The sequence below is a fragment of the Bradyrhizobium ingae genome (genome assembly GCF_055791185.1).
In genome coordinates this window covers 1-22,366 of sequence record NZ_JBVUBB010000025.1, presented here as the reverse complement: position 1 = coordinate 22,366, position 22,366 = coordinate 1, and the positions used below count along the sequence as shown (strand labels likewise).

Below are 22,366 nucleotides of genomic sequence, written 5' to 3'. Positions count from 1 at the left end.
CATTTTGTATGCCCCCGTTGTGCCCGCCGTGGATTTTCCCTTGGGGCACAAAAACGGGGGAGGTCTGAGACCCGGTTCTGTTTGGGTCTGTGGATCCTCCCTCGCGGGCACACGGCAAGGGGAAGGTCTGAGGCCTGGTTCTGTTCGAGGGCTGACCGCCCTTCTTGCGGGGCACACCGGGGCACAGAGAGAGAGGGAAGGAATCATGACGGAGTCGGCCAACCAGCTGACGCTCACCGATGCAGTGATCCGCACCGCAACGCTGCCGCCGGGTAAGGCGCAGCATTATCTCCACGACGACAAGCTGCCCGGCCTCGCCTTGCGCATGCGCGCCACCGGCGGCCGGACCTGGGTTTACCTCTTCACCAAGCCGGGGGTGAGGGGGACCCAGCGCAAGACCCTCGGCGCGTGGCCCAAATATAATGAGAAGGCCGCGCGCAAGGCCGCCACCATCGCCGCAGGCGAGGTCGTCAAGGGCTTGGACCCGAACGACGCGAAGCGCGAGGCGAGGCGGCAACAGGCAGCCGAGAAGCAGCGCACCACGCTCGCGACCCTCATTGTTGAAGATGGTCCCTACCAGACGTCCTTGACCGAACGTCAAGTCGTCAACTGGAGGCCAGCAATGTCGGCGCTGCGGCGCGGGCTCAAGGACCACGCCGAGAGCGGCGTGGGGGACCTGACGCGACGGCAGATCATGGCCGCGGTCGACAAGATTGCCAAGACCGGCAAGCGCGGTGCAGCCAAGGACTTGCGCAAGCACGTGCACACCTTGCTCGAATGGTGCGTCGGCGAGGGCTATGTCGAGCACAACGTGCTCGCCGGCTATCGCGCGCCCAAGGAAACCCGCGCGCAACGGGTCGGACGCCGAACGAAGGGTCGCGCGCTGACCGATGAGGAAATCATCAAGGTCTGGGATGCATCCGGCAAGCTCGGGGCTTTCGGCCTCCTGGCACGGATGTGCCTGCTCGGTGGGCCGCGGCGCAGTGAGCCTACCATGATCGAATGGCGGAAGCACATCATGGATGACCGTATCACCTTCGATGCGGCGTGGACCAAGATGGGGCTACACCACGACGTGCCGCGCACTCACCTAGTTAACGAGGTGCTCGCGGCCGGAAAACATTTCCAGCGGGCAACCTCCGACTATGTCTTCCCGTCACCAAAGACCGGCGGCCAGATGTCTGGCTTCACGAAGATGGTCAACCGCCTGGTCAAGGAAGCGAGCGTCGCCAAGTTCACCATGCATGACTTAAGGCGCAGCTTGCGCACCATCATGTCACGCTGTGGTTACGACAACGAAATCCAGCGGCTGTGTGTTGGGCAAAAGCCTAGCGGAATCGATCAGGTCTACAATCACGACGAACAGTGGATCATCCGCAAGATGGCGTTCGAAGCAGCTCACGACTACATTGCGGAGTTAGTCGGCGCGAAACGGGTCGGCAAAATCGTGCGCCTTCAGCGGACGAATCCGCTTGACCCGATCAAAGCCGAGCTCCTCGGCCGTCTCCGTGAGCATTATGCGGCTGAGGCGTCCTAGTGGTCTTTATCGCACTTGGCCAGATAGTCGCGCACCGCATCGACACGATAGAGGGGCCGCCCATCGACGTAGCGCCATTTCAGCGCGTGGTTCGGATTACGCCGCCACTGCTCCAGTGCACCGGGCGTGCGCCGGATAACGGCGGCCGCCTCCAATGCCGTTAAATTCGAGCTGGCCGGCAGCGCATCGATATCGAACGTCGCGGGCGGCGGCACGCCACGATTCTTGCGACGCCGCTTTGTGGCAGGCGGCATCTCACCACTACTTGGCGACTCTATTGCCTCGGTCGGAGGCTTTTCGTCTTCACCGTTCATGCCTCCGCCCCAAACCCTGATCGGTTTGAGGCAATAAGATCGCAGACGTCAGCAGCAATACAGAAATCGAGAGCGCAGGTATGGCTGCTGGGTAGCTTTGGCGTACAAATAGGACGAATCGTGCCTATTTTCGCAGGCCTTCCCGGTTAATCAAAATCTTTGCCCAGGCCGGGGGCGCCGGGATAGTAGGTTAATGCAAGCGCCCAGCCTTTGGAGCCAAAATGGATCTGGATGAAGAAGCAGCTCGGTTCGTGCAACTGCTCGACGAAGAACGCGAGGAGCAGGCGTACCAAGCTTACCTCGAGCAGCACACACGTTTCATCCCGCGGGAGTTTGTGCAGAACCACGGTATCCGGCTTAGCCTTGTTCTTCGCAAGCTCTCTTTCGGCGGGCGTGTGAGCTTTACGTGAGCGCCAGCACCACGTTGTTGATTAGGTCGGTCACAACGTCATCTGCCTGCGACTGGACGACAATGACGGAAGAGGGGTGGGCGGCGATATTCCGCTTCACCAGCTTCTCCTTCAAAATCTTGATGATGTTGCCGTTCACAGTCTGGGCGGTGTTGCACACCTCGATGATTTCCGACTCTTTGAACTCATCGGCGAAGTCGTCGTAGTTGGTTATCCCAACGCCGGTCCTCTTCGGATAACGTCTCGCGATGGCGGCATTGAATGCAGCAAGCCGCACTGGGTCTTTCAAAATCCAATTTAACAGGTGATCGAACGCCAGATTCCACGTCATGACGATGCAGGCGCGGTAGGCCCGGACCTTGTGGCAGTCGAGGGCTTCGCTCAGGAAAACCTTCTCGTCCGCTCCCGGCACCTTACCGGGAAGGTCGGCGAGAAGTTTGCTCACCGCCTGGATGGACTGATGGACGCCGCACTTCTTGTCTAGCTCAGAGCGAACTGCCCGGCCAAGCTTAAAGCCTTGCTTCTCGCGCAAGAGGTCCGGCGGCTTGGCGTCCGCCATCCGGTTGAGATTCATAGCGATGTTGATTTGCGAGAGATGGAGGGTGTCGTAGCAGCCCTTGATGTCGCTGGGTCGAAGATTTCCTTCCCGCCATGGACGTGGAGCCACCACGCAAAAAGACGCATCTTCTCGCGGGGTGATAGAGTGTCAAAATCAGCGACCTGAGAAACCAAGTCCTCAAGCCGCATCGGCGCCGCCGCCGTTCTTCATCTCGGCCACGCGCTGAAGCCCGAGATGGTGGAGGGTGTAGGTGCCCTTTTCCGACGAGGTGAAGAGCTGCTGTGCCTTCAAGTCGCGGAGAGGCTGCGCGAAATCCTTTACGTCCGTAGGCCACTTGAGCCACCGGTAAGCGGAATAGATGTGGGCATCCTTGGTATGGGGCTGCGCGCTGACAATCCTGTAGCCGGCGGGCGCTTTGTACTCGACGGTGGAAACCGCATGGGGCCCACATCCATAGTCCACCATGCCGCCGTCCTTGGTAACACCTGCAGCTCGCGGGCGTATGACATCGGAACTGGGAATTGAGGGCTTATCCACATCAGGGCGAGGCCAAACGCCATCACGACGAAAGCCGGCGTGCGCGACCGCAACTTGAGACCCGAGAATTCAAACCGGTGCGACGACAGCGAGGAACCTGCGGCGGCCGAGAGGGCGTTGCTAGGTTAGATTCCTAACTGATTTGATTTGCTTAGGTGTTGTTCGAATAATGTCAGCGATCGCTGACATATGGAAATGTTGACGAACGGCGACATTTTTCAATTGTCAGCGATCGCTGACATGTGATAATGTAAGCGAACGCTGACATTTGGATTCAACCATGCTCATTCGCACGCCAGCTGACCTCGGAGCCGTCATTCGAGACAGGCGCAAACGCCTCAAGCTCGACCAGTCGTCGCTGGCGAAGCAGATTGGCGTCAGCCGTCAATGGGTGATCGACATCGAGCACGGCCATCCACGTGCAGAGCTGGCGCTCGTGCTGCGGGCACTGGACGCTCTCGGCATTCCGGTGAATGCCGGTGACCAGCAGACGACCAGTCGCGGCTCGGCTCGTGGCGGCGTCGACATCAACACCATCGTCACCAAAGCAAAGAAGGGGAAAAGATGACAAGCGAGCTTGTCGCGCTCCTGGACGGCAATGAAATCGGCCGCGTGCGCAATGATGCGCGCGGACGGCTGAACTTTGTCTACAACGACGATTGGCGCGGATCGGATGGAGCGTACCCACTTTCGCTTTCGATGCCTCTTGCCGCACAGGAACATGGTCCTGCGGTCGTACAGGCCTTCCTGTGGGGGCTGCTGCCCGACAATGAACAGGTGCTCGACCGCTGGGCCAAGAAATTCCAGGTCTCCGCACGCAACGTCTTCGCGCTTATTTCAAACGTAGGCGAAGATTGCGCGGGTGCCATTCAGTTCGTTGCGCCTGAGCGTCTCGAAGCTCTGCGAAGCGGCAAGGATGACAAGACCGAATGGCTCGACGAAGCCGAGATCGCCAAGCGCCTTCAGGCGTTGCGCGAAGACCACGCGGCATGGCGCCTGCCGCGCGACACGGGGCAGTTCAGCCTTGCCGGCGCACAGCCGAAAACGGCTCTTGTGTTCAAGAAGGGACAATGGGGCATTCCATCCGGGCGAGTTCCGACCACCCACATCCTCAAGCCACCCACCGGCCATTTCGACGGGCATGCTGAAAATGAACATGTCTGCCTGCGGCTCGCAGGAGCACTTGGGCTGCCGGTTGCAGATACAACGATCATGCGCTTCAAAAACGAAATCGCAATCGTGGTTGAGCGGTACGACAGGCAGGTCAACGGAAACGACATCCTCCGTGTCCATCAGGAAGACGTCGGCCAGGCGATGGGCATTCTGCCGACCAGCAAGTACCAGAATGAAGGCGGTCCCACCCCGTCTAGTATTGTCGAGCTCCTGCGCACCTACTCGACAGAACGGGCAGCCGATGTGGAGACATTCGTCAATGCCTTGGGCTTCAACTGGCTCATAGGAGGCACCGACGCGCACGCCAAGAACTACTCTCTGCTCCTCGCCAGCGGCCCCCATGTCCGGCTCGCGCCACTTTACGATATCGCCAGCATTCTGCCCTACAAAGACATCGATATGCGTAAGATCAAGCTCGCGATGAAAGTCGGTGGCGAATACAAGCTCGACCAGATCGGGCTACGCCAGTGGCAAAAGTTTGCGCGCGAGACGCGCGTCGACGCCGAGCAACTGGTTGCTCAACTGGCCTCGATGGCCCAGCAGATCCCCGACCTCGTGACCGACATTCAAGCGCACACGAAAAAAGCGGGGCTCGAGAATGCGGTCATCGAGCGAATGGTCAGTGTTTTGAGCAGCCGGGCGAACGATTGCGAACGCCTTCTGAAGGGCACCTAGCTACTGTACCGGCAACACCAGCAGCGTGATGATCGTCGGCGTCACGTCGCCATCGGCGTCGACACCGCACTCATTGCGGCGATAAACGCCGTCGGCGGCGGCGCCGGAATTGCCGGAACGCAATGATCGCCATCGTCATCCGCGGCATCGGCGTCGTCGGCATCATCAGCAGCAGCGCCAGCGCTCAAATCGGCGAAAATGCCGGCCCAGCGGGCGCTGATTCAGGCCTTTCAAGATACTCGACGAAGGGGCTTGCTCAGCGATCCGGTCTTGACGCGCGTTGGCTTGTCGCAGCGCTAGGTGGACCCAAGTCCCACAAATCGCATGATCGCGGACGCCGATCTGACCGTAGCATTTCGGCAGCACGGCAATCCCGAATCCCGCGGCTACCAGGCCCAGAATGGCGCTGCCATCTTCGGCTTCCTGAACCACCCTGGGCACGAATCCCGCGCTGCCGCAGAGGTGAACAACGTGGCCGTTCAACCCGCGGCGGCTGGCATTTGCGAAGAAGATGATCGGTTGGGCTGCCAACGCCTGTACGGGAATCGCCCCGCGCTTGTGCAGCAGGGGATGGCCCTTCGATGCAAACAGCTCCAGCGGGTCGGGCCAGAGCCGACGAATGATGATGTTCTTTGGGAGAGGAAATACCGGAGACGGCCGCAGGAAGCCGAGATCAAGCCGTCGGTCCATCAGCATCGCGGCCTGTTCGCTGGTGGAGGCATGAAGCAGCTCAAGGCGTATCTCCGGATACGCTTGTGAAAAGCGGGCGGAGTATCTTCGAGAACGACGCATGGATCGGCGCCGATCCCGTATAGCCGATACGCAGCAGGCCGGCGTCCCCGCGCGCAGCCCGCTGCGCCGTTTCCATCGCGTGATCGAGCTGCGCAAGAGCTTCACGTGCCTGTTCAAGCAGGATCTGCCCAGCCTGGGTCAACTCGACGCCGCGGCGATGGCGCGGAAACAGCGGCGCGCCCACCTCGTGCTCCAGGGCCTTGATCTGGATGCTGAGGGGAGGTTGGCTCAGGTTGAGACGGCGTGCAGCCCTGCTGAAATTTAGTTCTTCAGCGACTGCGACGAAATAGCGGAGCTGCCGGATGCCCATCCTGCTATTTAGAAATCAACTACCTAAACGCGTCAAATAAGATATTGGACGAATGGCAGCCGCACCTCCATCCTTGTCGGGCTGCATAGCCAAGTCGGGGGCGGCTCGTGGTTTTCCGTGGGCCTAGGCAAGTGGAGGATGAATGGGAGACCTGCCGAACGAAGTGGAGATCCAGGAGGAGGGGCCGCGCGAGGGCTTCCAGATCGAGCCGGGACCGATTGCCTCACCCGACAAGATTCGTCTCATCGAGGCCTTAGCGCAAACCGGGCTTCGCCATATCCAGGTTTGTTCCTTCGTCAATCCTCGCCAGGTGCCGGGATGGGCAGATGCAGATGAGGTGGTCGCGGGCTTTCGGCCGGCGCCCGGCGTTCACTATGTCGGGCTCTGGTTTAATGACAGAGGTCTCGACCGAGCGCTCGCCTTCTCGGACAAGCTGACGCTCTCCGGTTCGATTGCGTTGTCCGCCTCTGATGCGTTCACGCGCAAGAACCTGCATCGCAGCCACGCGGAAAATGTCGAAGCGATGCGCAAGCAGACGCGCCTTCATTTGTCGAAGAACGTTCCGGTTCAGCGCATCGGAGTGATGGCGGCATTCGGCTGCAATTTCGAGGGCGATATTGCACCTGAGCAGGTCATCTCCACGCTTCGGGACGGCTTCGACATCGCCAAGGAATGCGGCGTCTCCATCGGCAACATCTCCTTGTCGGATACGATGGGCTGGGCGACGCCGCAACGCGTCGAACGACTGATCGGGGAAGTGCGTAACAAGTGGCCGCATCAGAGGATCACGCTGCACTTGCACGACACCCGCGGGGTTGCCGTCGCCAACGCGATGGCCGGTCTGCGCATGGGCGTGACACGGTTCGACTCCACCGTCGGCGGGCTGGGCGGCTGTCCCTTCGCGGGGCACAAGGGCGCCGCGGGCAACATCTGCACGGAGGAGCTCGTGCTCCTTTGTGAGGAAATGGGGATCAGCACCGGTGTCGATCTCGATGCGCTGATCGAAGTCGGGCGGATGGCCGAGGAGATCGTCGGCCATCCACTGCCGAGCGAACTGCTCCACGCCGGCAGCCTCAATTCATTTCGAAGGAAAGCGTCAGGTGTCCACTAAACCGCTTACTGGGCTGAAGGTCCTCGAGTTCAGCCACACCATCATGGGACCCTGCGCGGGTTTGATACTCGCCGATCTCGGCGCCGACGTGATCAAGGTCGAGCCCGCGCCCGACGGCGACCACACCCGCCGTTTGCCGGGCTTCGGCGCCGGCTTCTTTGCCGGCTTCAACCGCAACAAGCGCAGCATCGCGATCAATCTCAAGCATTCTGAGGGCCTGGCGGCCATCCATCGACTGGTGATGGACGCCGACATTCTCATCGAGAATTATGCGCCCGGCACCATGGAGCGGCTCGGGTGCGGTTATGCGGATCTGGAAGCGGTCAATCCGCGCCTGATCTATCTGGCGCTCAAGGGATTTCTCGCAGGTCCCTACGAACATCGGCCGGCCCTCGACGAGGTCGTGCAGTTTCAGGCAGGGCTCGCCTATATGACAGGTTCCGCGGGACGGCCGTTGCGCGCGGGCGCTTCCGTCAACGATATAAGCGGCGCGATCTTCGGCGTCACGGCCGCGCTCGCCGCGCTTCGCGAGCGAGACGCGACCGGACGAGGTCAGCGGATCAGCAGTGCGTTGTTCGAGAGCGCAGCGTTCCTCATGGTGACGCACATGGCGGGTGCGGTTGCGAGCGGTCACCCGCCGAAGCCCATGCCGGAGCGTCGCCATGCCTGGGCGATCTACGACGTCTTCAATACGAGCGACGATCAAATCTTCATCGGCGTCACCAGCGACAAGCAATGGATCCGGTTCACCGAAGAGTTCGGGCTCGCCGCTCTCGGCGAGAATACGGATCTCGCGACCAACGTCATGCGGGCGAACCATCGAGGCTGGCTTATCCCCGCCGTGCGGTCGGCGCTTGCGCCCCTTTCGAAGGCGCTCATCGCCGAGCGCTGCGAACGCGCTGCGGTCTCATGGGCGCCGGTCGGTAAGCCGACGGATCTGTTCGACGATCCGCATCTGGCCAGTCATGGCGGCCTGATCGATGTCGCAATCCGCACCCCCGAAGGCGCAACCGAGATGACGCGGCTGCCCGCCATGCCAGTCGAATTCGGTGCGGAACGCGAGCGGCCGGGGCTGACCCGTCAACCACCGCGTCTCGGTGAGCATACGGAAGAAATCCTGGTCGGCGCCGGGTTCGACCGCGCTCAGATCGAGAGGCTGGCGCGAGGGCAGATCATCGTCGCGCCCCCTTAGCGGACGCTGGACGAGACAAGAAACGAAGACGAAGTGAGGGCGAAACAAGGCATGCACGGGCCGACGACACAAGTTGGGGAAATGCTCGCGACCGGTGGCGAAGGGGCGTCGGCAAATGCCGATAACGCGTCATCGGCTGCCGTGATCAATGCGCGCCTCGACCGTCTTCCGATGAGCTGGCCGATCTGGAAGCTGGTCCTTATGGTCGCCCTCGGGGCCTGGTTCGAGATCTATGACGTCTTCTTCACCGCCTACGTTGGACCGGGGCTCGTCAGAAGCGGAATTTTCACGACCTCGACCGTGAACTTCTTCGGCTTCGCCGGATTGGGCGCCTTCGTGGCCGCCATGTTTGCCGGCCTGTTCGTCGGAACGATCATGTTCGGCCAACTGGCTGATCGTTTTGGGCGGCGGATCGTTTTCACTGGCGCGCTACTCTGGTACACGGCAGCCGCCGCATTGTTGGCCTGCCAGCACAGCGCGGAGTGGATCATCGTCTTTCGATTCCTCGCGGGCATCGGCGCGGGCGCAGAGATCGTGACGATCGACTCCTACACGACCGAGCTCGTCCCCGCGAATTCGCGCGGGCGGTCGTTTGCCTTCCTGCAGGCGATACAATTCTCCGCGGTTCCGACCGTCGCGCTGGTGGCCTGGTATTTCTTGCAGACGGCGCCCCTCGGCTTTGACGGATGGCGGTGGGTCATCTGGCTGGGGTGCCTGGGAGCGGTAGCTGTCTGGTTCATCCGGCTGGGCTTGCCGGAAAGTCCGCGCTGGTTGGCCCAGAAGGGCCGCATCGCTGAGGCAGATGTGATCGTCTCCCGGCTTGAGCGTGAGATTGTGGCGCAGACGGGTACGTCATTGCCTGAGCCCGAGCCTCATCTTCCCGTGGCGCAAGAGGCGATGGTCAGCTTTGCGGAGCTGTGGGGCTCCCAATACCGGGGGCGCACTATCATGATGCTGGTGTTCAACTTCTTTCAGTCGATCGGCTATTACGGGTTTGCGAGCTGGGTTCCGACGCTCTTGATCGCCAAGGGCATCAACATTACGCACAGCCTTCTTTATTCGTTCGTTATCGCCATTGCGAACCCAATTGGTCCGCTACTTTCGATGACGTTCGCCGAGCGGATCGAGCGCAAGTGGATCGTGGTGGGATCTGCCACGGCGATGGCGGTCATTGGAATGATCTTCTCGCGGCAGGAAGAGGCAGCTCTGATCGTTGCGCTCGGCGTTACTATGGCCCTGGCGAGCAATTGCCTGACATTCTCCTATCGTGCCTATCAGGCGGAGCTCTTCCCCACGCGCATGCGCAGCCGCGCGATTGGCGCCGTTTATTCAATCAGCCGCATCAGCGCAATGTTCTCTGGCTTCCTGATCGCGTTCTGCCTGCGCGACTACGGCGTGACGGGCGTGTTCACGTTGATCGCGGGATCCATGGCGATCGTCGTAGCGACCATCGGCCTGTTCGGCCCCCGCACCAACGGACTGAAGCTGGAGGCGGTTTCGGGATAGGTTGAGGAACACGAACCGGTTCATCCGCGTCTGTGGGCTGAAATGTCGCCTCCGCCTACACGGTTTAACAGGCGGAATGCTGAATGGTGTCGAAGGATATGTAGCCGGAGACACCCGAACGCGAGCGTACAGGTAAGGCGTCTTGCGTGGACCGAGGGGGAGAACACCGCCAAACCTGAGGCACGGCATCGACTTGCAGCAAGCAAGGGAAAAGACTGCGACCGGCAACCTCACCGATGCGCTGGTAGTCCAACATATGAACGAGGGAAGGCATGAGCGGAATGGCAAGGGAGTTGACCCCGATGTCCGCCATGTGGGTCATGATCGGAATCACGACGGCGGGGTGCGAATGCTGATCGAACATTGCCCCCCATCGGCGTCGTCGAGACCTTTCAGGCCGTTGATTTCATTGATTTGAGATGACGGGCCCCCTACGCCGATCATGGTCGAGACCCCACGCCGAAACACGCTCTGCTCGCGCCAGCTTTGCATAATGGTCCACAATTTAGGCGATCCATCGCATCCGCTTTGAAACTCAGTGTGCAGTCAGGTTACCGTCAGACCCGATCTGTATGCTGCTGGCAGTTAGAGCGCGGTCACTTCCGTGACCGCTCGCATGCAGATACAACACAGGAGAAAGACCTATGCCTGTAATCCGAGGCACAAACTCCGACGATCACTTGAATGGAACGCCCGACAGAGACTACATTGATGGCCAAGGTGGGAACGACTGGCTCTCCGGTGGCGCGGGCGCCGATGATGTACAAGGCAATAAGGGCAATGATGCGCTCTCTGGTGGTGACGGCGACGATTTTCTGTACGGCGCTGAAGGCAACGATACTCTGTTCGGCAATCAGGGCAACGACAACTTCATCTTCACGAGCGGGGGCGGCAAGGATACCGTGAGGGACTTCACGATAGGGGACAAACTGCACATCGCGGATGGGATCAATAACACTAACATTCATACGGTTGCTAACGTTGTCGATCACGTCCACGCAGTTGGACCGGACACCACGGTTGTTGACCTCGGAAAGGGTAATTCGATCACGCTCTCCAATGTAAATGCTAACGATGTTCAGCATCACCCGGAGAATTATTTCTCCATCTCGCATATCACCGATCTACTCATCTGACTTGCTCGGTCAGCTGTGAAATGGACCCGCGGAGCGGGACCGCTTGAACCGGTTTGTTAGTTGGAAACTGACCGCTCCTGATCCGTTTCTATCACGCTGCGAGAAACGCTGTCTGCGGCGGTTGCTGTGGGCATGTGGTCACCGCGTCGCTGACCGTCCAGGATGTCGCCAGCACCGGCTTCGGGTTCAAATCATAGTCGTAAGCGAGCAGCCCTTCGATGAGCGAGGATGGATCCGGGTAGTAGACCCAATTGAGCGTTCCGCCGGCAACTTGATATTAGCGAAACGAAGCTTTGTGCGGCTAGAGCATGATGTTTTTATACGGAAACACACCCTGAATTTTTTGAGATAGTTGGCGCACTCCTCCTTGGAGAAGAGGTCGAGGAGTTCGCCGACCCTGCGCCAAGTCGATTCGACGTCACGCGTCTGCGCGGGCCCGCATCAGGTGTTTGAGCTTGGCGAAGACCTGCTCGATCGGATTGAAGTCGGGGCGGTAGGGCGGCAGGAAGAGCTGATGTGCTCCTGTGGCGCGGATGGCGTTGCGCGCCGCCTTGCCCTTGTGACCACCGAGATTGTCGAGGATGACGAGTTCACCTCTATGCGAGGGTCGCTTCGTCATCTGGTTGAAGCAACAGGCGAGACCGCCTCCTTCTATGTTGCGGATGGCGATGAACGCATCTGGGAGCGGCCAGCGTCACGCCACCGGCCGGGCGATCCATTGGCCGCAGAACATGATCCGCCGTGCTGGCGCGGCAATCCGCAAGTCGAGATCGAGTTACTGCTTTACGCTGGGCCCGCCTTGCGCTTGAAGCCGCAATCCGCACCGAGGCCGAACTGCTTTCGATGTTGGATGAGCCGAGGCCAGCGGCGTTTGGCAGGGCAACGCAAACCGTGGCCGAGGCTATGGCGTGAGCCGCGATCTCCCGGACAAATGAGGTGGCAGAATGGCCTTCAATCTTCACGATAGTCGGACCAGCCATGTTCGGCGGCGATCTCCAGCTCGCCGGTGAGCGACCAAGAGCCGATCACTTCGCCATTGCGGATCGCGCGGAACGCATAGGGTAGCAATTCGCTCTGGCTCTCTCGGATCGTCTTCAGGGCGATCCTGCACACGTTCGATTGATCAGCCCAGCGCTGCGGATCAGGACAGGGGAAGCTGAACTTCGGGAACGGCTTGCCCACACAGTCGATGGCTTCATAAGTGATGATCTGTGCCATCGCGCATTTAAGGCGCGAGAAGATTACCGGAAAATTAAAAGGTCGCCGGGATGATCATCCGCCAATCGTGGCGATCTTCAGCCTCTGGTCTTTGGTCCGCCTAGAGGGATATTTTTTGCATAGCTTTGCCGCACGTTCGACATCCATTCGTCCATCTCCGAACGCAATTTTTCCCGGGCGGATGGATCTCTTTTGGTGAGTCGTTTGAGAATGAACGTGACGTAAGCAGCGGCGGCGACGCTGAGCAGAGCCGCAAATATCGACAGGACGCTACTAATCGACCCGTCGTAAAGCCACCTCTGAACTTCATACATCGAACTTCTCCCGCATCTTCGCCGTTCGTGCGCCAATATCAGTGTAGATTTGCTCTTCCTCGCTCAATGTCCCGGTTGCCCGTACCGCAATCCCGGCAATCCAGACACCCGAAAATACCGCCAGCAATAAGATAGGCGCTCCTGCTGCCAAACCAATCAAGCCCGAGGCTGCGAGCGCTGTTCCACCTCCAATACCATATCTGACGTTCGTAAGTTGATTCTTTCGTTCGGCGCCCTTGTCGGTGCAGTGGCGGGAAATTGCGATCAGATCGCTCAATATTTCGGCCTTGGTATCCGGATCATTGGCTCCCCTGAGAAACTCAGCCATTTCGGCAAGAAACGCAGGCTCGTCCAGGGTGGCCCGGATGTCACGCAGCGTGCCTGCATCAGGCGCTCCATTGAGCGTTTTTCTAATGTCGTGAAGGACTTGTCTCGGATTCTTCGCCATCAGCGAGCCCCACCCAGTTCTTACAATCTAAACGTTTAGATTGATCGCTTTTCAATGATTTTCGTGAGCTTGCGGGCCTTCGCGAGGCCCGGCAAACCCGATCGGTCTTCCCGCAATTGAAGACGGTTGTGTTCGTCCACGGGTGCTTTTGGCACGGGCACCATTGCGAGAGGGCGCGGCTGCCCAAGACGAACGCCGACTATTGGACGAAAGAGCTTCATCGCAACGCGCAGCGGGACGATACGACGCTCTGGCTTCTGAGGAGATCCGGATGGCGCTGCGTCGTTATCTGCCAAGCGAAGGAACCAGTCAAGTTGGACAAGATCCTCCGGGCAACCATGATTCGAATGTCGTGGGCGCGGGCCGCGTCGGTTGAGGAGACGTTCGCGTTGTGGGCGGCGTCGCTTCGTGAGATCAAGCAACGGATACGTCCGTTGTTCACGCAAGAGCGTGTTGCGACGAATGCAGGCCTATTCCTGGAAGGTCTGCTCGGAGATGAGCAGCGCAAGACCGGTTGGATGCGCGCAGAGGCGGCTGGCGATCCCGGCCCATGGCGGCAGCAGGCGATTCTGGGTCGTGGAGACTGGGACGCTGATGCCCTGCGCGATATCGTGCGCGACTATGTCATCGAGCATTTGGCGGATGACGATGCGGTGCTGGTGATCGACGAGACTGGTTTTCTCAAACAGAGCAAGGCGCCATGCGGAGTGGCGCGGCAATACACTGGTTCGTCCAGGGGTATCGGCATAAGAGTGCGATCTCCATTTGTGCCGGAGTTGCCAATTGGATGATTGTTACGCAGCGCAGGAGGCAGAGCCGCTGAGACGACGGTTTGTAGACTCTGATACGCGGATTGGATACCGCATTTCCGTTTGTTCGTCCGGGGCTGCCTCGATCTGCCAGCGGGCATCGACAATGTCGGCCACACAATTCGTGCGAGAGTTCCCCAACCGGGGCTCTGCCCCCAGCGATGCGCAACAATGATGTCGCTCCTGAAAGTTCTCCTGTGTTGAGGTGGAAGGAAGCGTAGCTAATTCGACAAGCGATCAGGTTGCGCCGTGCGGCTCCGCCTCTTGGCCGATTGCCCAAAGGAAGGCGGCCATTTCCTTGGCGATGGCCACGGTGACGACTGCCTGGCGTTTGCCGCGTGCCATCAGCTTGCGATAGCGAGCGCAGAGTCTGACTTGGGCTTTCCAGGCGATGTCGCACACCGCCTTCGTCAGACCGGCCTGCCGCTCCTGCAGTAGGCGGCTCATCCGGGCGGGGAAGCGGTAGGTCCAGGCGCCCTCAATGAGCACGCTGCGCGCCCGGCCATTACCAGCTTTGGTGATGCCGCCGCGCCGGATGCGTTCTCCCGTGGAGTTTTCGCAGGGCACCAGGCCGAGATGCGCCATCAGTTGGCGCGGGCTGCTCCGGATCCGGTACCCAGACCGCGGTCAGCTCCCCTGCACGATGCAGCTTGGCCAGGGTCAGCGCATCACGGCGGTTGGTCTTGACCCGTTCTCCAGGCCGCTTCGGGATCAGTGATGGTGCAACCACGATGCAGTCGTGGCCAAGCCGTGTGATCTGACGATGGAGACCGTAGCCGGTCGGGCCGGCTTCGTAGCAAAAGGCAAGGTCCCGGTGCCTTTTGGCGAGCTTCGTTATCAGTCGCTCCACCGCATCAGGCGCACTGTCGATCTCGCCGATGAAGCGCACGTCGCCATCGCGCCCCGCCTCGGCTACGGCTACCGAGATCTTCAGCTTCGACGTATCCAGTCCCACGTAGATTTTGCTATCCTGCCGCACGGCTCGTCCTCCTATGTGAGAGGCTCGGCGCCGGCCCACCCGGCGCAACCCTCGCTCATCGCATACTACGGACGAGCCACCTCTCGGACAACGAACATACGGTCTGCCAGATCGGCGTCTTCGCTGCCTACGTTTCGCGTCATGGCCATGCGTTCATCGATCGCGCGTTGTATCTTCCGAAGGAATGGACCGACGATCCAGATCGACTTGAAGCCACTTATGTACCTGCCGACGTCAGCTTTGCGACCAAACCAAAGCTTGCGACGAGAATGATCGCACGCGCGATAGCCGCGTCTGTACCATTCAAGTGGGTTGCCGGTGATGCCGTCTACGGTGTTGGCAACATCGAACAGCAACTACGTCGGGCAGGCAAAGGCTACGTGCTTGGGGTCAGCAGCGCTCATGTGTTTCGATCCTGGGGCAAGCGACCGCCGGTCGCCGGTACGGCTGCAGACCTCGCCCGGACGCGGCGCTCATCCGACTGGAAGCGCCTGTCGGCGGGAGCCGGAACCAAAGGACCGCGGCTGCACGATTGGTGTTATCTCGAATTGGCCGATCTCGAGGCCGAGCAGTTCAACAGTGCAAATGACGGTTTGTGGACACGCGGTCTACTGATCCGTCGTCGCATCGCCGATGATGACCTCGCCTTCTTCTCCACCTGGTGCCCAACGGGAACAGCCATTGAAACGCTGGTCGCGGTCGAAGGCCATTGATGGGCGATCGAGGACAGCTTTGAAACCGCGAAAAACGAGCTCGGGCTCGATCACAACGAAAGCAGATCCTGGCATGGCTGGCACCGTCACGTGTCCTTGGCGATGCTCGCCTTCGCCATGATGGCCGCGATCCGACATCGCGCTAACCCGCCACCGCCCAAAAAAACGAAACGGCGCCCCCCGGCAAAAGCCAAAGCGCAACCACCCCACCACTGATCCGTTGGTCAATCCAAGTAATCCGCCGCATTGCTATCAGACTTGCTCGAAAGCGGATTCAACCCGCACACGTCATCGCATGGTCTTTCTGGCGCAGAGCTCACCAGGCTGCCGCTCAACGCGCCCACTTCAAATCAACAAAGCAACTGTAATGCTAGGCCGCCTTATGCCGTTTCGTTAATCCGCGGAGGTGCTGCCTTCCCCACGACGAAATAGACGAACCCGTAACCTGGGATGAACGCCGACAAGGCGCAATTGAGGATGGACCTGTTTTGCAATCCTTGAATGATCCCCATTACTCGGCTAGCAAATACGGCAATCGTCAAAATCCAGTGCCAAAATGAACCCATAATCGAATCCCAATTTCCGACGCGTCCAGCGAGCTCCAATTAAAAAACGGCCTCAGCTGGCCGGGGGGCAAATGCTGAGGCCGTTCGTAACTGCTCAAGCTGTTCTGCAGCTCGAAGCGTGGTTGAAACGCCACCTATGGCCGTTTGTTCCACAACAGGAACGCCGGTCGTTCGGCAGTCAAGGGCCGGTAGATTTGGGCCACGAGGCGCCCGTACAGCCCCTTTCGTTCGTAGTAGGCCAATGGCTATGAGACGGCTTTCGTGACTGATCGAGGCATCCACCAAGGCAAGCCGTTGTGCATCGATGGCCTGCTGTAACTGAGATGGGTGGGTGAAGCGCAACAGCGCAGCCAAACCCGCGGTGGTCGGCGTGATTTGTGCAATACCTTCAGCTACGACGCGGCACACCTCTCTCTTTCGCAGGTTGGCGAGTTGTTGGGGGTCGACGCGGCTGGCCGAGGGCATGACAATCTCATCAACGGTAGGAGGAATGTGCACGGTAGGTTCGAAGCCTGCCCAGGCGGCCGATGGTCAGGTCTGGAACGGAAGAACCAGGTGGGGGAATTTACGGCTGACGAGTCGGCAAAAACGAAGAAAGTGTTCCTGGTGCAAGCGCCTGTCCATCGGCTGGTGCCCTAGTATAGCTCTGCGGTGCAGAGATGACGCTTCAGCCCGATGAAGCGATCCCGGCCACCGACGCAGTGGGCATGCGGCGATGAGGGAAATGGATCCGCATCGTATCGGTGAACCCGCCAGATCTCGCCGTTGACCTTGTAATCCTTCTGGACGAGCTCGCGACCCAGATCGTCGACCACTCGGATGTAACCAAGGTCAACGGAAATATGATCGTCAGATTCATCGACAATTTGGTCCGGCATTTTGGCCCTCCCAAAAGTGGCCTTGGAATCTAATGCGGAATGCTACCATCGTATAGCGGGCCAGGAATAACCGATTCACGGTTTCAGCGTAGGGGTTCGAGCGTTCAAACCCCTGGCATGCAGCCGTGCACGAGATTCGGGCCTCACGCAGGCCAAGTCAAAGGCGTGTTGCGCGAGGTCGGGTTCGACACGGTAAGGTCGCGCCTAAAAGCCATCGTTGGAGGGGCCGATAGGGATCTATCTTTAATGCGAGTTCGTGAGCAGGCTGCTGCGCTTTGAGCGGTGATGTCTCGTTTTGTAACCAGAGTGAACTGGCGTAGAATGAGCCAGTGCATGGCGAACCGGTAGGGCCTCGTGACCTCTCAGTGGCAATATCAAGTTAGATTTGATGTCCGCGATACTGCGGTAGCGGACTCAATACGTCGAAATTTTTGCGATCCGGCACTGAGTCCTCTATTCGATATACTCTCGGCGCATGGCGCGGCACCGAAATGTCAGTTCGATACCTTTGCGGAGTATGTCGCCGCGGCAGAGGAAAACGGCGTCGAAAGTTATCCGCTCTATCGGTGGACGAAGGCAACGATCGAAGATCCGACGAAGAAGGATAAATATTTGAAATCCTTTACTCTCTACGTAGATGATCAAGAGGTCTACGAAAGGGAGATTGCTGACGCGCTAGAAGCGGACTTGCAGTCGGTTGCCCGTAGCGGGATCATCAATCAAACATGTAAGTTCGACAGCAATCCTGCCAACAATCCTCAACCGCCAGAACGCTCCCGCGACTGGGGCTAGCCCATCAATGCGGGTGAGTTGAGACGACCGCTCCTGGCCGATTCCGTTGAAAGAAGCGGCGGTAGTCCGATGTATTGGCGCCAGCGCGATGTAGCCGAACGTCTTTGCTGGCTTAAGCGGGCTTGAGGGTTAGCATCGGGATCAGCTTGGCCATCTTGCGAAGGTTCTGAGCGGTGGCTGCGAGGATGAACTCGTCGCGCGCGCCGTTTGGGCCTCGTAGACGTAAACGGTCGAGCTTGAGAATGCGCTTGAGGTGCGCGAACAGCATCTCGAGCTTCTTGCGTAACCGGCTCGAGGTGCCCCATTCCCAAGATCATGCGATCTCGCGCGCCACGTCACGTGGCGCCGTCATAGATCGACCGCGGCACGTATCGAGCCGCCTGCGGTTTCGGCTTTCGCCCGGCTCGGTGCCAGATAGACGTTCCGCAGATCGTTCTTCATCGCGCCCTGCACGGATTTGGCGACCTTGTCGAGCACGTTGCTGACTTTGTGGCACCAGCACCGCCGGTGTCTGCGCGCTCACCGCCGTTGCATGCGCTGGGGACGCAGTACCAAGCTCGCGCGGGCTTCGGCTTTTCTTTTTTTGTGCCCAGGCCACAGCGGCTGGAAATGCCCCGGCGTGTGCAAAATGTGCACCAGTCGACCTTCCTGACCCAGGACAGGATGCACGGTCACGCCATTCGCATCTGCCTCGATGGCTTGAATGCGCAGGCCAAAACGGGTCGCCAGCAAGACCCCGACACCTCCAGCGCCGTAAAGGTCGATGGCGCCATGCGGATCGACCGCGCCGAATTGAACCAGCCTATCCCGCAACGACTGAGCCTGTTGCTGAGTCTGCGGCGTTTCGTAGTCCTGTCGCTCCGTGTTGCTGGCAAATTGAAGAACCGTGTCCAGCAGGCAATTCAGTCCTTGGCCACTGGCCTGTCCTACGTAGGCATTGAATCGCGCCAAAAATTCTTGGAGCGGGTAGCTCAACGGGCCGACAGGCAAGTCAGGCAGCGATGCGCCCGCGAGTGCCTGTGAGGGCGCCTGGTGATGTGCCGCGGGCGGCACTCCGAAGGCGGCGGCGCTGTGCCGATCGTAGCCAGAAGTACTGGTGTGTTGCCAAGGATCGCTGACGATGTTTTCTTCGAAATGACGCCCCCAAAAGCCCGTGGGCGTCTCTGATGGTCCCATGCTTTCGGCACCGCTGGTGCCACCCCAGTCCTGTGCGCCAATCGGTCGTGTGTCGCTGGCTTGGTAACTCGGCGCGCTCCACGATTGTGCGCCGTGCGCGTAGCCGTGCTCATTGCGGTCCGACTGCGCGGACTGCAATGGCCACGCGGAACTCCAGCCGGCAGGTACCTGTGCCGCGATCTGGTTCGCCTCGCGCCAAAGCTGCGACTGATCGCAACTTGCCACTTGCGGCTCGGCATAGTTTGGGAGCCAGCTTTCGCGGTGCTCCCCTCCCGCGCGGATGAGAGGCCCGATATCCGCGAGCGGCGGACGGGATGCTCCACCGGCCGAGGATCCGCCAGGATCGTGGACCGGCTGAATAATAACTTGTCTGCCTAGCGGATTGTTTACGGCCGGCTCCCACGCTCGGCTATCGAACGATGCCGTGTAAGGCTGAGTGTTAAGAGACAAATTCGTCGGCCACTGCGACGGCCTCGGTAGGAGCCCTGCTCTGTCCAGTGCTTCGATCAGGACGCCGGGGGCCGGTTGCGGGCCATTGAATTGCGAGGGATCAAATTGCAGGGGAAGGAGATATCCGAAATCACGCGGCGGCGGCCAAGCCGGTACGGCGGCTGCCGGAGCGGATGATTGTTGCGACAGGCTTAAGGAAGACGGCATGCCTTCCCAAAAGTTCGCGAGGTCCCAACCGTCGGCGGGCAGCTGGCCAACTTGGTCCACTTCCTGCCAGAGCTCCTCCGGATCGACAGCTTGCAATGGCGAATGGGCTGCCTGTTCCCCCATCTGCCAGGAGCCGACTGCGCCCGAAACACCGTCCCCGAGGCTACTGTTGCCGGACTCACGTATCAGGCCGATAGGCGGCGTAGTCTCTGTTCGCTGGTTGGAACGAGCTGCATCATCGATGATATGTCCGCCTTCTGCCGTGGAACTGCGACGTGGAGGCCCGCGATCAGCTAATGTGTTTGGGTCACGATACTTACGAAGCGCTTGCAAGGCGGCTTTCAGGTCCGTCAAGTGGCGGGCACCCCTTGATACCCTGCGGGCGTGGTCGAGCAGCGAATCGTGATCGAGTGCAGTAATCGTTTGACTTGGCCCGAGAGAATTCGCCAAGTCACGCAAAGTGCGATTATACCGCCGGGCGGTCTTGCTGAGCCACCCTTGGCGCCCAGCAGCTGCCTCGATGGCCCGGTCGATGAGACTCTCGTCTTCCACAGAGACAACTAGACCATATGGCGTATCAGGCTCGCGATACCACCGAAGGACCGTCAGCGCGGAACCCACTTGCCCGTCATTCGGAAAAAACTCGTCGGCGTGAGCGACCAAAGAATCATGATCGAGTGCATCAATGGTTTGGCCTCGCGCCCCGAGATGATTGCCCAATCGACGAAGAGCGCGAGCGTAAGTGCTTCTTGTTCCTTCTTTCAGACGCTCGCACGCAACCTCGGCCTCGAGAGCCGAGCTGATGAGGTTCTGGTCGTTATCAGACAGATGAGGATGGTTAGGGTTTGAGCGCGGTGGGCGGCCCCCTGCGATGGGAGCAGCACCGCCTTGGCGCTCCTCGGCCAAGTGCTGCTCAGAGTCCTCGTGCGCGACCTGGTCTACCGCTCCTGGCGCGGCCGGCTCCGCCTGTTGTTGCAACATGGCGTAGTACGCCTGCAGCCAACCTGGATCGACTGGATCGAACGGATTGAAATTGTCTGGGTCCACGCCAATCTCCCGCGTCCGAAGCTAGATCGTAGCAAGTTCTCAACCTCAGCGCCCAGAGCGGGAGGGGGTGAATTTGATCAGGATAGGGCGACAGTCCCGCACGATCACGGGCGACGACTTTGATCCCTGGCTGGCGCTTTAGCCAGCTGCGCTGGGGTGGCTCCATTCACCGACAGGCCCACATTCACACAGATCGTAGAATTGCGGACCTACCAAAGCTGGGCGGCGGCGGTCAGGGTGAGCACACTCCGTCTCGTCTTCGTCATCATCCGCTCCATCTAGCTGTTAGCTGCTCTATGTGATGGCCGGGGCCCTATTGATCACTTCCCAGTTACTATCCAGCATAGTACCCGCCAAATAGAAACGCCCCGGAGCGGTCGCCTTCCAGCTTAACTGAGGGTCCCAAAAAACGGGCCATCTCGCTTTGTCTCTAACTGGCCGCAGCCTTCCAGATGCGATCGAGGAAGCACGCTACCCCAATTCGCTCGTTGACCCGCGCAGCAGTGCCTCCAGTTTACGCGCACCTTGCTCGATCGCCTCAGACCAATGGCCGAACCGTTCCTGCGCGACGACTTCGAACGACGGGTACCACAGTGGCTTTCCGCCAGCCTGGGCCCAATACCAGGGATAACCGCAGGGCACGAAAACCACGCCGGGGACTCCGAGTGCTCCGGCGATATGGACGGCGAAGCTGTCGGGCCCAACCACGGCGTCGAGATTGGCGATCGCTGCGATCAATTCCGCAGGGCGCTCGATATGCACACCGGCATCGATCGGGTGACGCCATCGCTTCATGTCGTGGCGTTGCGCTCCACTCATCAAACTGATCGGCGTGACGGAGTGTGGAATCACAGCGGCAACCTGCTCCATCGATAGGCCAAGAGCGCCGCTCTCCCATAGGATTCCTACCAACGGCCTTGCGAACACGGCCAAAGCATCGCGCCACTTGGCGAATAGCTCGGCATCGGGACGCAGGTACGGAACGTCATCTGCAATGGTGCAGGCGTCGATCGACAGAATGCGCAATAGCGATTGCAACGGCGTAGCTGAGAGTCCAGGTCTCGGCTCGTCCATAATCACCGGCTCAGCGAGGTGGGCAAGAAGAGCCTGATAACGCGCCTCCGCGACCACCTGCACATCTTGCTGGCTCGTCAGCCGGCGCAAGAGGCGAACGAGCGCTACGAACTCGAGTGCGCCGGTCGTCGGGAGGACGAGTATCCGCGTCACAGGCTCTAACATTACAGTTGGTGCGCCGGGAGACCGGCAAGGAGTAGGTGGTGGAAGTCCACTGCGATAAAGGAGTAGCGATCCACATCGGCCCCGAGCCGTGCGCAGGCGTCCGCGAGGATGTCGGCGAAGCGTCGGCAGGGGAGCGCATAGGCCAGCCATCGAGCGTGTGCTGCAGCAGCATAGGAAGGAGAGTTCGAGATGAACGCCTAGCCATGTGCGTAAGCTGCGCGAAAAGATGGGGGTGGGCCCCCCGGGGTCGGCGTTCAGGCGCGGGCCTCAAACCAGTC

22 protein-coding genes and 5 pseudogenes are annotated in these 22,366 nt (G+C 59.9%); 11 read left to right on the top strand and 16 right to left on the bottom strand.

Translation table 11 applies throughout. The annotated features are described in order from the left end of the window. Nucleotides 1–205: 205 nt before the first annotated feature. The gene (locus ACV1FX_RS28540; protein WP_473120972.1) at nt 206–1,537 is read left to right on the top strand and encodes a tyrosine-type recombinase/integrase; all 1,332 of its coding nucleotides are present in this window, start codon (nt 206–208) and stop codon (nt 1,535–1,537) included. On the opposite strand, the gene ACV1FX_RS28535 is transcribed toward ACV1FX_RS28540, so the two are convergent. Next, nucleotides 1,534–1,851 carry a hypothetical protein gene (locus ACV1FX_RS28535; protein WP_473120890.1) on the bottom strand — a complete coding sequence of 106 codons (318 nt, stop codon included), beginning with the start codon at nt 1,849–1,851 and terminating at the stop codon, nt 1,534–1,536. The two genes, ACV1FX_RS28540 and ACV1FX_RS28535, sit on opposite strands and share 4 nt — an antisense overlap. Before the next feature lie 221 nt (nt 1,852–2,072). On the opposite strand from ACV1FX_RS28535, the gene ACV1FX_RS28530 reads away from it, so the two are divergent. Next, nucleotides 2,073–2,261, top strand: coding sequence for a hypothetical protein (locus ACV1FX_RS28530; RefSeq protein WP_473120889.1), 189 nt, complete (start codon nt 2,073–2,075; stop codon nt 2,259–2,261). Here the strand turns inward: ACV1FX_RS28530 and ACV1FX_RS28525 are convergent. Then, nucleotides 2,254–2,820: a hypothetical protein gene (locus ACV1FX_RS28525; RefSeq protein ID WP_473120888.1), complete on the bottom strand. Its 567-nt coding sequence runs from the start codon at nt 2,818–2,820 to the stop codon at nt 2,254–2,256. The genes ACV1FX_RS28530 and ACV1FX_RS28525 overlap by 8 nt on opposite strands. Nucleotides 2,821–2,997: 177 nt before the next feature. Next, entirely contained in the window at nt 2,998–3,285 is a 288-nt protein-coding gene (locus ACV1FX_RS28520) for a hypothetical protein (RefSeq protein ID WP_473120887.1), read from the bottom strand. 352 nt (nt 3,286–3,637) lie between these two features. Between ACV1FX_RS28520 and ACV1FX_RS28515 the strand changes: the two genes are divergently transcribed. Beyond that, the gene (locus ACV1FX_RS28515) at nt 3,638–3,925 is read left to right on the top strand and encodes a helix-turn-helix domain-containing protein (protein WP_473120886.1); all 288 of its coding nucleotides are present in this window, start codon (nt 3,638–3,640) and stop codon (nt 3,923–3,925) included. Next, nucleotides 3,922–5,205: a type II toxin-antitoxin system HipA family toxin gene (locus ACV1FX_RS28510; RefSeq protein ID WP_473120885.1), complete on the top strand. Its 1,284-nt coding sequence runs from the start codon at nt 3,922–3,924 to the stop codon at nt 5,203–5,205. Before ACV1FX_RS28515 ends, ACV1FX_RS28510 begins: the two co-directional genes overlap by 4 nt. Here ACV1FX_RS28510 and ACV1FX_RS28505 read toward each other — a convergent pair whose 3' ends face one another. From ACV1FX_RS28505 to ACV1FX_RS28495, 3 genes are read right to left on the bottom strand one after another with little or no spacing between them, the layout of a single operon-like run. Continuing rightward, nucleotides 5,206–5,328 carry a hypothetical protein gene (locus tag ACV1FX_RS28505; RefSeq protein ID WP_473120884.1) on the bottom strand — a complete coding sequence of 41 codons (123 nt, stop codon included), beginning with the start codon at nt 5,326–5,328 and terminating at the stop codon, nt 5,206–5,208. A gap of 42 nt (nt 5,329–5,370) precedes the next feature. After that, nucleotides 5,371–5,997 carry a LysR family substrate-binding domain-containing protein gene (locus tag ACV1FX_RS28500; protein WP_473120883.1) on the bottom strand — a complete coding sequence of 209 codons (627 nt, stop codon included), beginning with the start codon at nt 5,995–5,997 and terminating at the stop codon, nt 5,371–5,373. Further along, nucleotides 5,936–6,307, bottom strand: coding sequence for a LysR family transcriptional regulator (locus ACV1FX_RS28495; RefSeq protein WP_473120882.1), 372 nt, complete (start codon nt 6,305–6,307; stop codon nt 5,936–5,938). Before ACV1FX_RS28495 ends, ACV1FX_RS28500 begins: the two co-directional genes overlap by 62 nt. Nucleotides 6,308–6,449: 142 nt before the next feature. Between ACV1FX_RS28495 and ACV1FX_RS28490 the strand changes: the two genes are divergently transcribed. The 4 genes from ACV1FX_RS28490 (at nt 6,450) to ACV1FX_RS28475 (ending at nt 11,252) form a co-directional block, all read left to right on the top strand. Further along, entirely contained in the window at nt 6,450–7,418 is a 969-nt protein-coding gene (locus tag ACV1FX_RS28490; RefSeq protein WP_473120881.1) for a hydroxymethylglutaryl-CoA lyase, read from the top strand. After that, on the top strand, nt 7,408–8,610 hold the full coding sequence (locus ACV1FX_RS28485) for a CaiB/BaiF CoA transferase family protein (RefSeq protein ID WP_473120880.1): 1,203 nt from the start codon (nt 7,408–7,410) through the stop codon (nt 8,608–8,610). Before ACV1FX_RS28490 ends, ACV1FX_RS28485 begins: the two co-directional genes overlap by 11 nt. Before the next feature lie 51 nt (nt 8,611–8,661). Further along, on the top strand, nt 8,662–10,116 hold the full coding sequence (locus tag ACV1FX_RS28480) for an MFS transporter (RefSeq protein ID WP_473120879.1): 1,455 nt from the start codon (nt 8,662–8,664) through the stop codon (nt 10,114–10,116). Between the two features lie 644 nt (nt 10,117–10,760). Continuing rightward, entirely contained in the window at nt 10,761–11,252 is a 492-nt protein-coding gene (locus ACV1FX_RS28475) for a calcium-binding protein (RefSeq protein ID WP_473120878.1), read from the top strand. A 418-nt stretch (nt 11,253–11,670) separates the two neighbouring features. Here ACV1FX_RS28475 and ACV1FX_RS28470 read toward each other — a convergent pair whose 3' ends face one another. The 4 genes from ACV1FX_RS28470 to ACV1FX_RS28455 form a co-directional block, all read right to left on the bottom strand. Then, the gene (locus ACV1FX_RS28470) at nt 11,671–11,871 is read right to left on the bottom strand and encodes a transposase (RefSeq protein WP_473120877.1); all 201 of its coding nucleotides are present in this window, start codon (nt 11,869–11,871) and stop codon (nt 11,671–11,673) included. Between the two features lie 332 nt (nt 11,872–12,203). Beyond that, the gene (locus ACV1FX_RS28465; protein WP_473120876.1) at nt 12,204–12,470 is read right to left on the bottom strand and encodes a hypothetical protein; all 267 of its coding nucleotides are present in this window, start codon (nt 12,468–12,470) and stop codon (nt 12,204–12,206) included. A 77-nt stretch (nt 12,471–12,547) separates the two neighbouring features. Next, entirely contained in the window at nt 12,548–12,784 is a 237-nt protein-coding gene (locus ACV1FX_RS28460) for a hypothetical protein (protein ID WP_473120875.1), read from the bottom strand. Then, the gene (locus ACV1FX_RS28455; protein ID WP_473120874.1) at nt 12,777–13,232 is read right to left on the bottom strand and encodes a hypothetical protein; all 456 of its coding nucleotides are present in this window, start codon (nt 13,230–13,232) and stop codon (nt 12,777–12,779) included. The genes ACV1FX_RS28460 and ACV1FX_RS28455 overlap by 8 nt, the downstream gene beginning before the upstream one ends. Nucleotides 13,233–13,570: 338 nt before the next feature. Between ACV1FX_RS28455 and ACV1FX_RS28450 the strand changes: the two are divergent. After that, nucleotides 13,571–13,966 (top strand): annotated as a pseudogene (locus ACV1FX_RS28450) (transposase); the annotation flags it as partial. Nucleotides 13,967–14,278: 312 nt separating this feature from the next. Here ACV1FX_RS28450 and ACV1FX_RS28445 read toward each other — a convergent pair. After that, nucleotides 14,279–15,020: pseudogene (locus ACV1FX_RS28445) on the bottom strand (transposase). Between the two features lie 98 nt (nt 15,021–15,118). Here ACV1FX_RS28445 and ACV1FX_RS28440 point away from each other — a divergent pair. Then, nucleotides 15,119–15,949, top strand: a pseudogene (locus ACV1FX_RS28440) (IS701 family transposase); the annotation flags it as partial. A 985-nt stretch (nt 15,950–16,934) separates the two neighbouring features. Here ACV1FX_RS28440 and ACV1FX_RS28435 read toward each other — a convergent pair. Beyond that, on the bottom strand, nt 16,935–17,177 hold the full coding sequence (locus ACV1FX_RS28435; protein ID WP_473120873.1) for a hypothetical protein: 243 nt from the start codon (nt 17,175–17,177) through the stop codon (nt 16,935–16,937). A gap of 354 nt (nt 17,178–17,531) precedes the next feature. Here ACV1FX_RS28435 and ACV1FX_RS28430 point away from each other — a divergent pair, with 354 nt between their 5' ends. Further along, entirely contained in the window at nt 17,532–17,969 is a 438-nt protein-coding gene (locus ACV1FX_RS28430; RefSeq protein WP_473120872.1) for a hypothetical protein, read from the top strand. Between the two features lie 112 nt (nt 17,970–18,081). Here ACV1FX_RS28430 and ACV1FX_RS28425 read toward each other — a convergent pair. From ACV1FX_RS28425 to ACV1FX_RS28410, 4 genes and pseudogenes are all read right to left on the bottom strand, one after another. Beyond that, nucleotides 18,082–18,346, bottom strand: a pseudogene (locus ACV1FX_RS28425) (transposase); the annotation flags it as partial. Nucleotides 18,347–18,350: 4 nt separating this feature from the next. Next, a pseudogene (locus ACV1FX_RS28420) lies at nt 18,351–18,479 on the bottom strand (IS256 family transposase); the annotation flags it as partial. A 9-nt stretch (nt 18,480–18,488) separates the two neighbouring features. Beyond that, complete coding sequence (locus tag ACV1FX_RS28415; protein WP_473120871.1) at nt 18,489–20,849, bottom strand: hypothetical protein; 2,361 nt, start codon at nt 20,847–20,849, stop codon at nt 18,489–18,491. A gap of 471 nt (nt 20,850–21,320) precedes the next feature. Beyond that, complete coding sequence (locus ACV1FX_RS28410) at nt 21,321–22,013, bottom strand: hypothetical protein (protein ID WP_473120870.1); 693 nt, start codon at nt 22,011–22,013, stop codon at nt 21,321–21,323. Nucleotides 22,014–22,366: the final 353 nt, after the last annotated feature.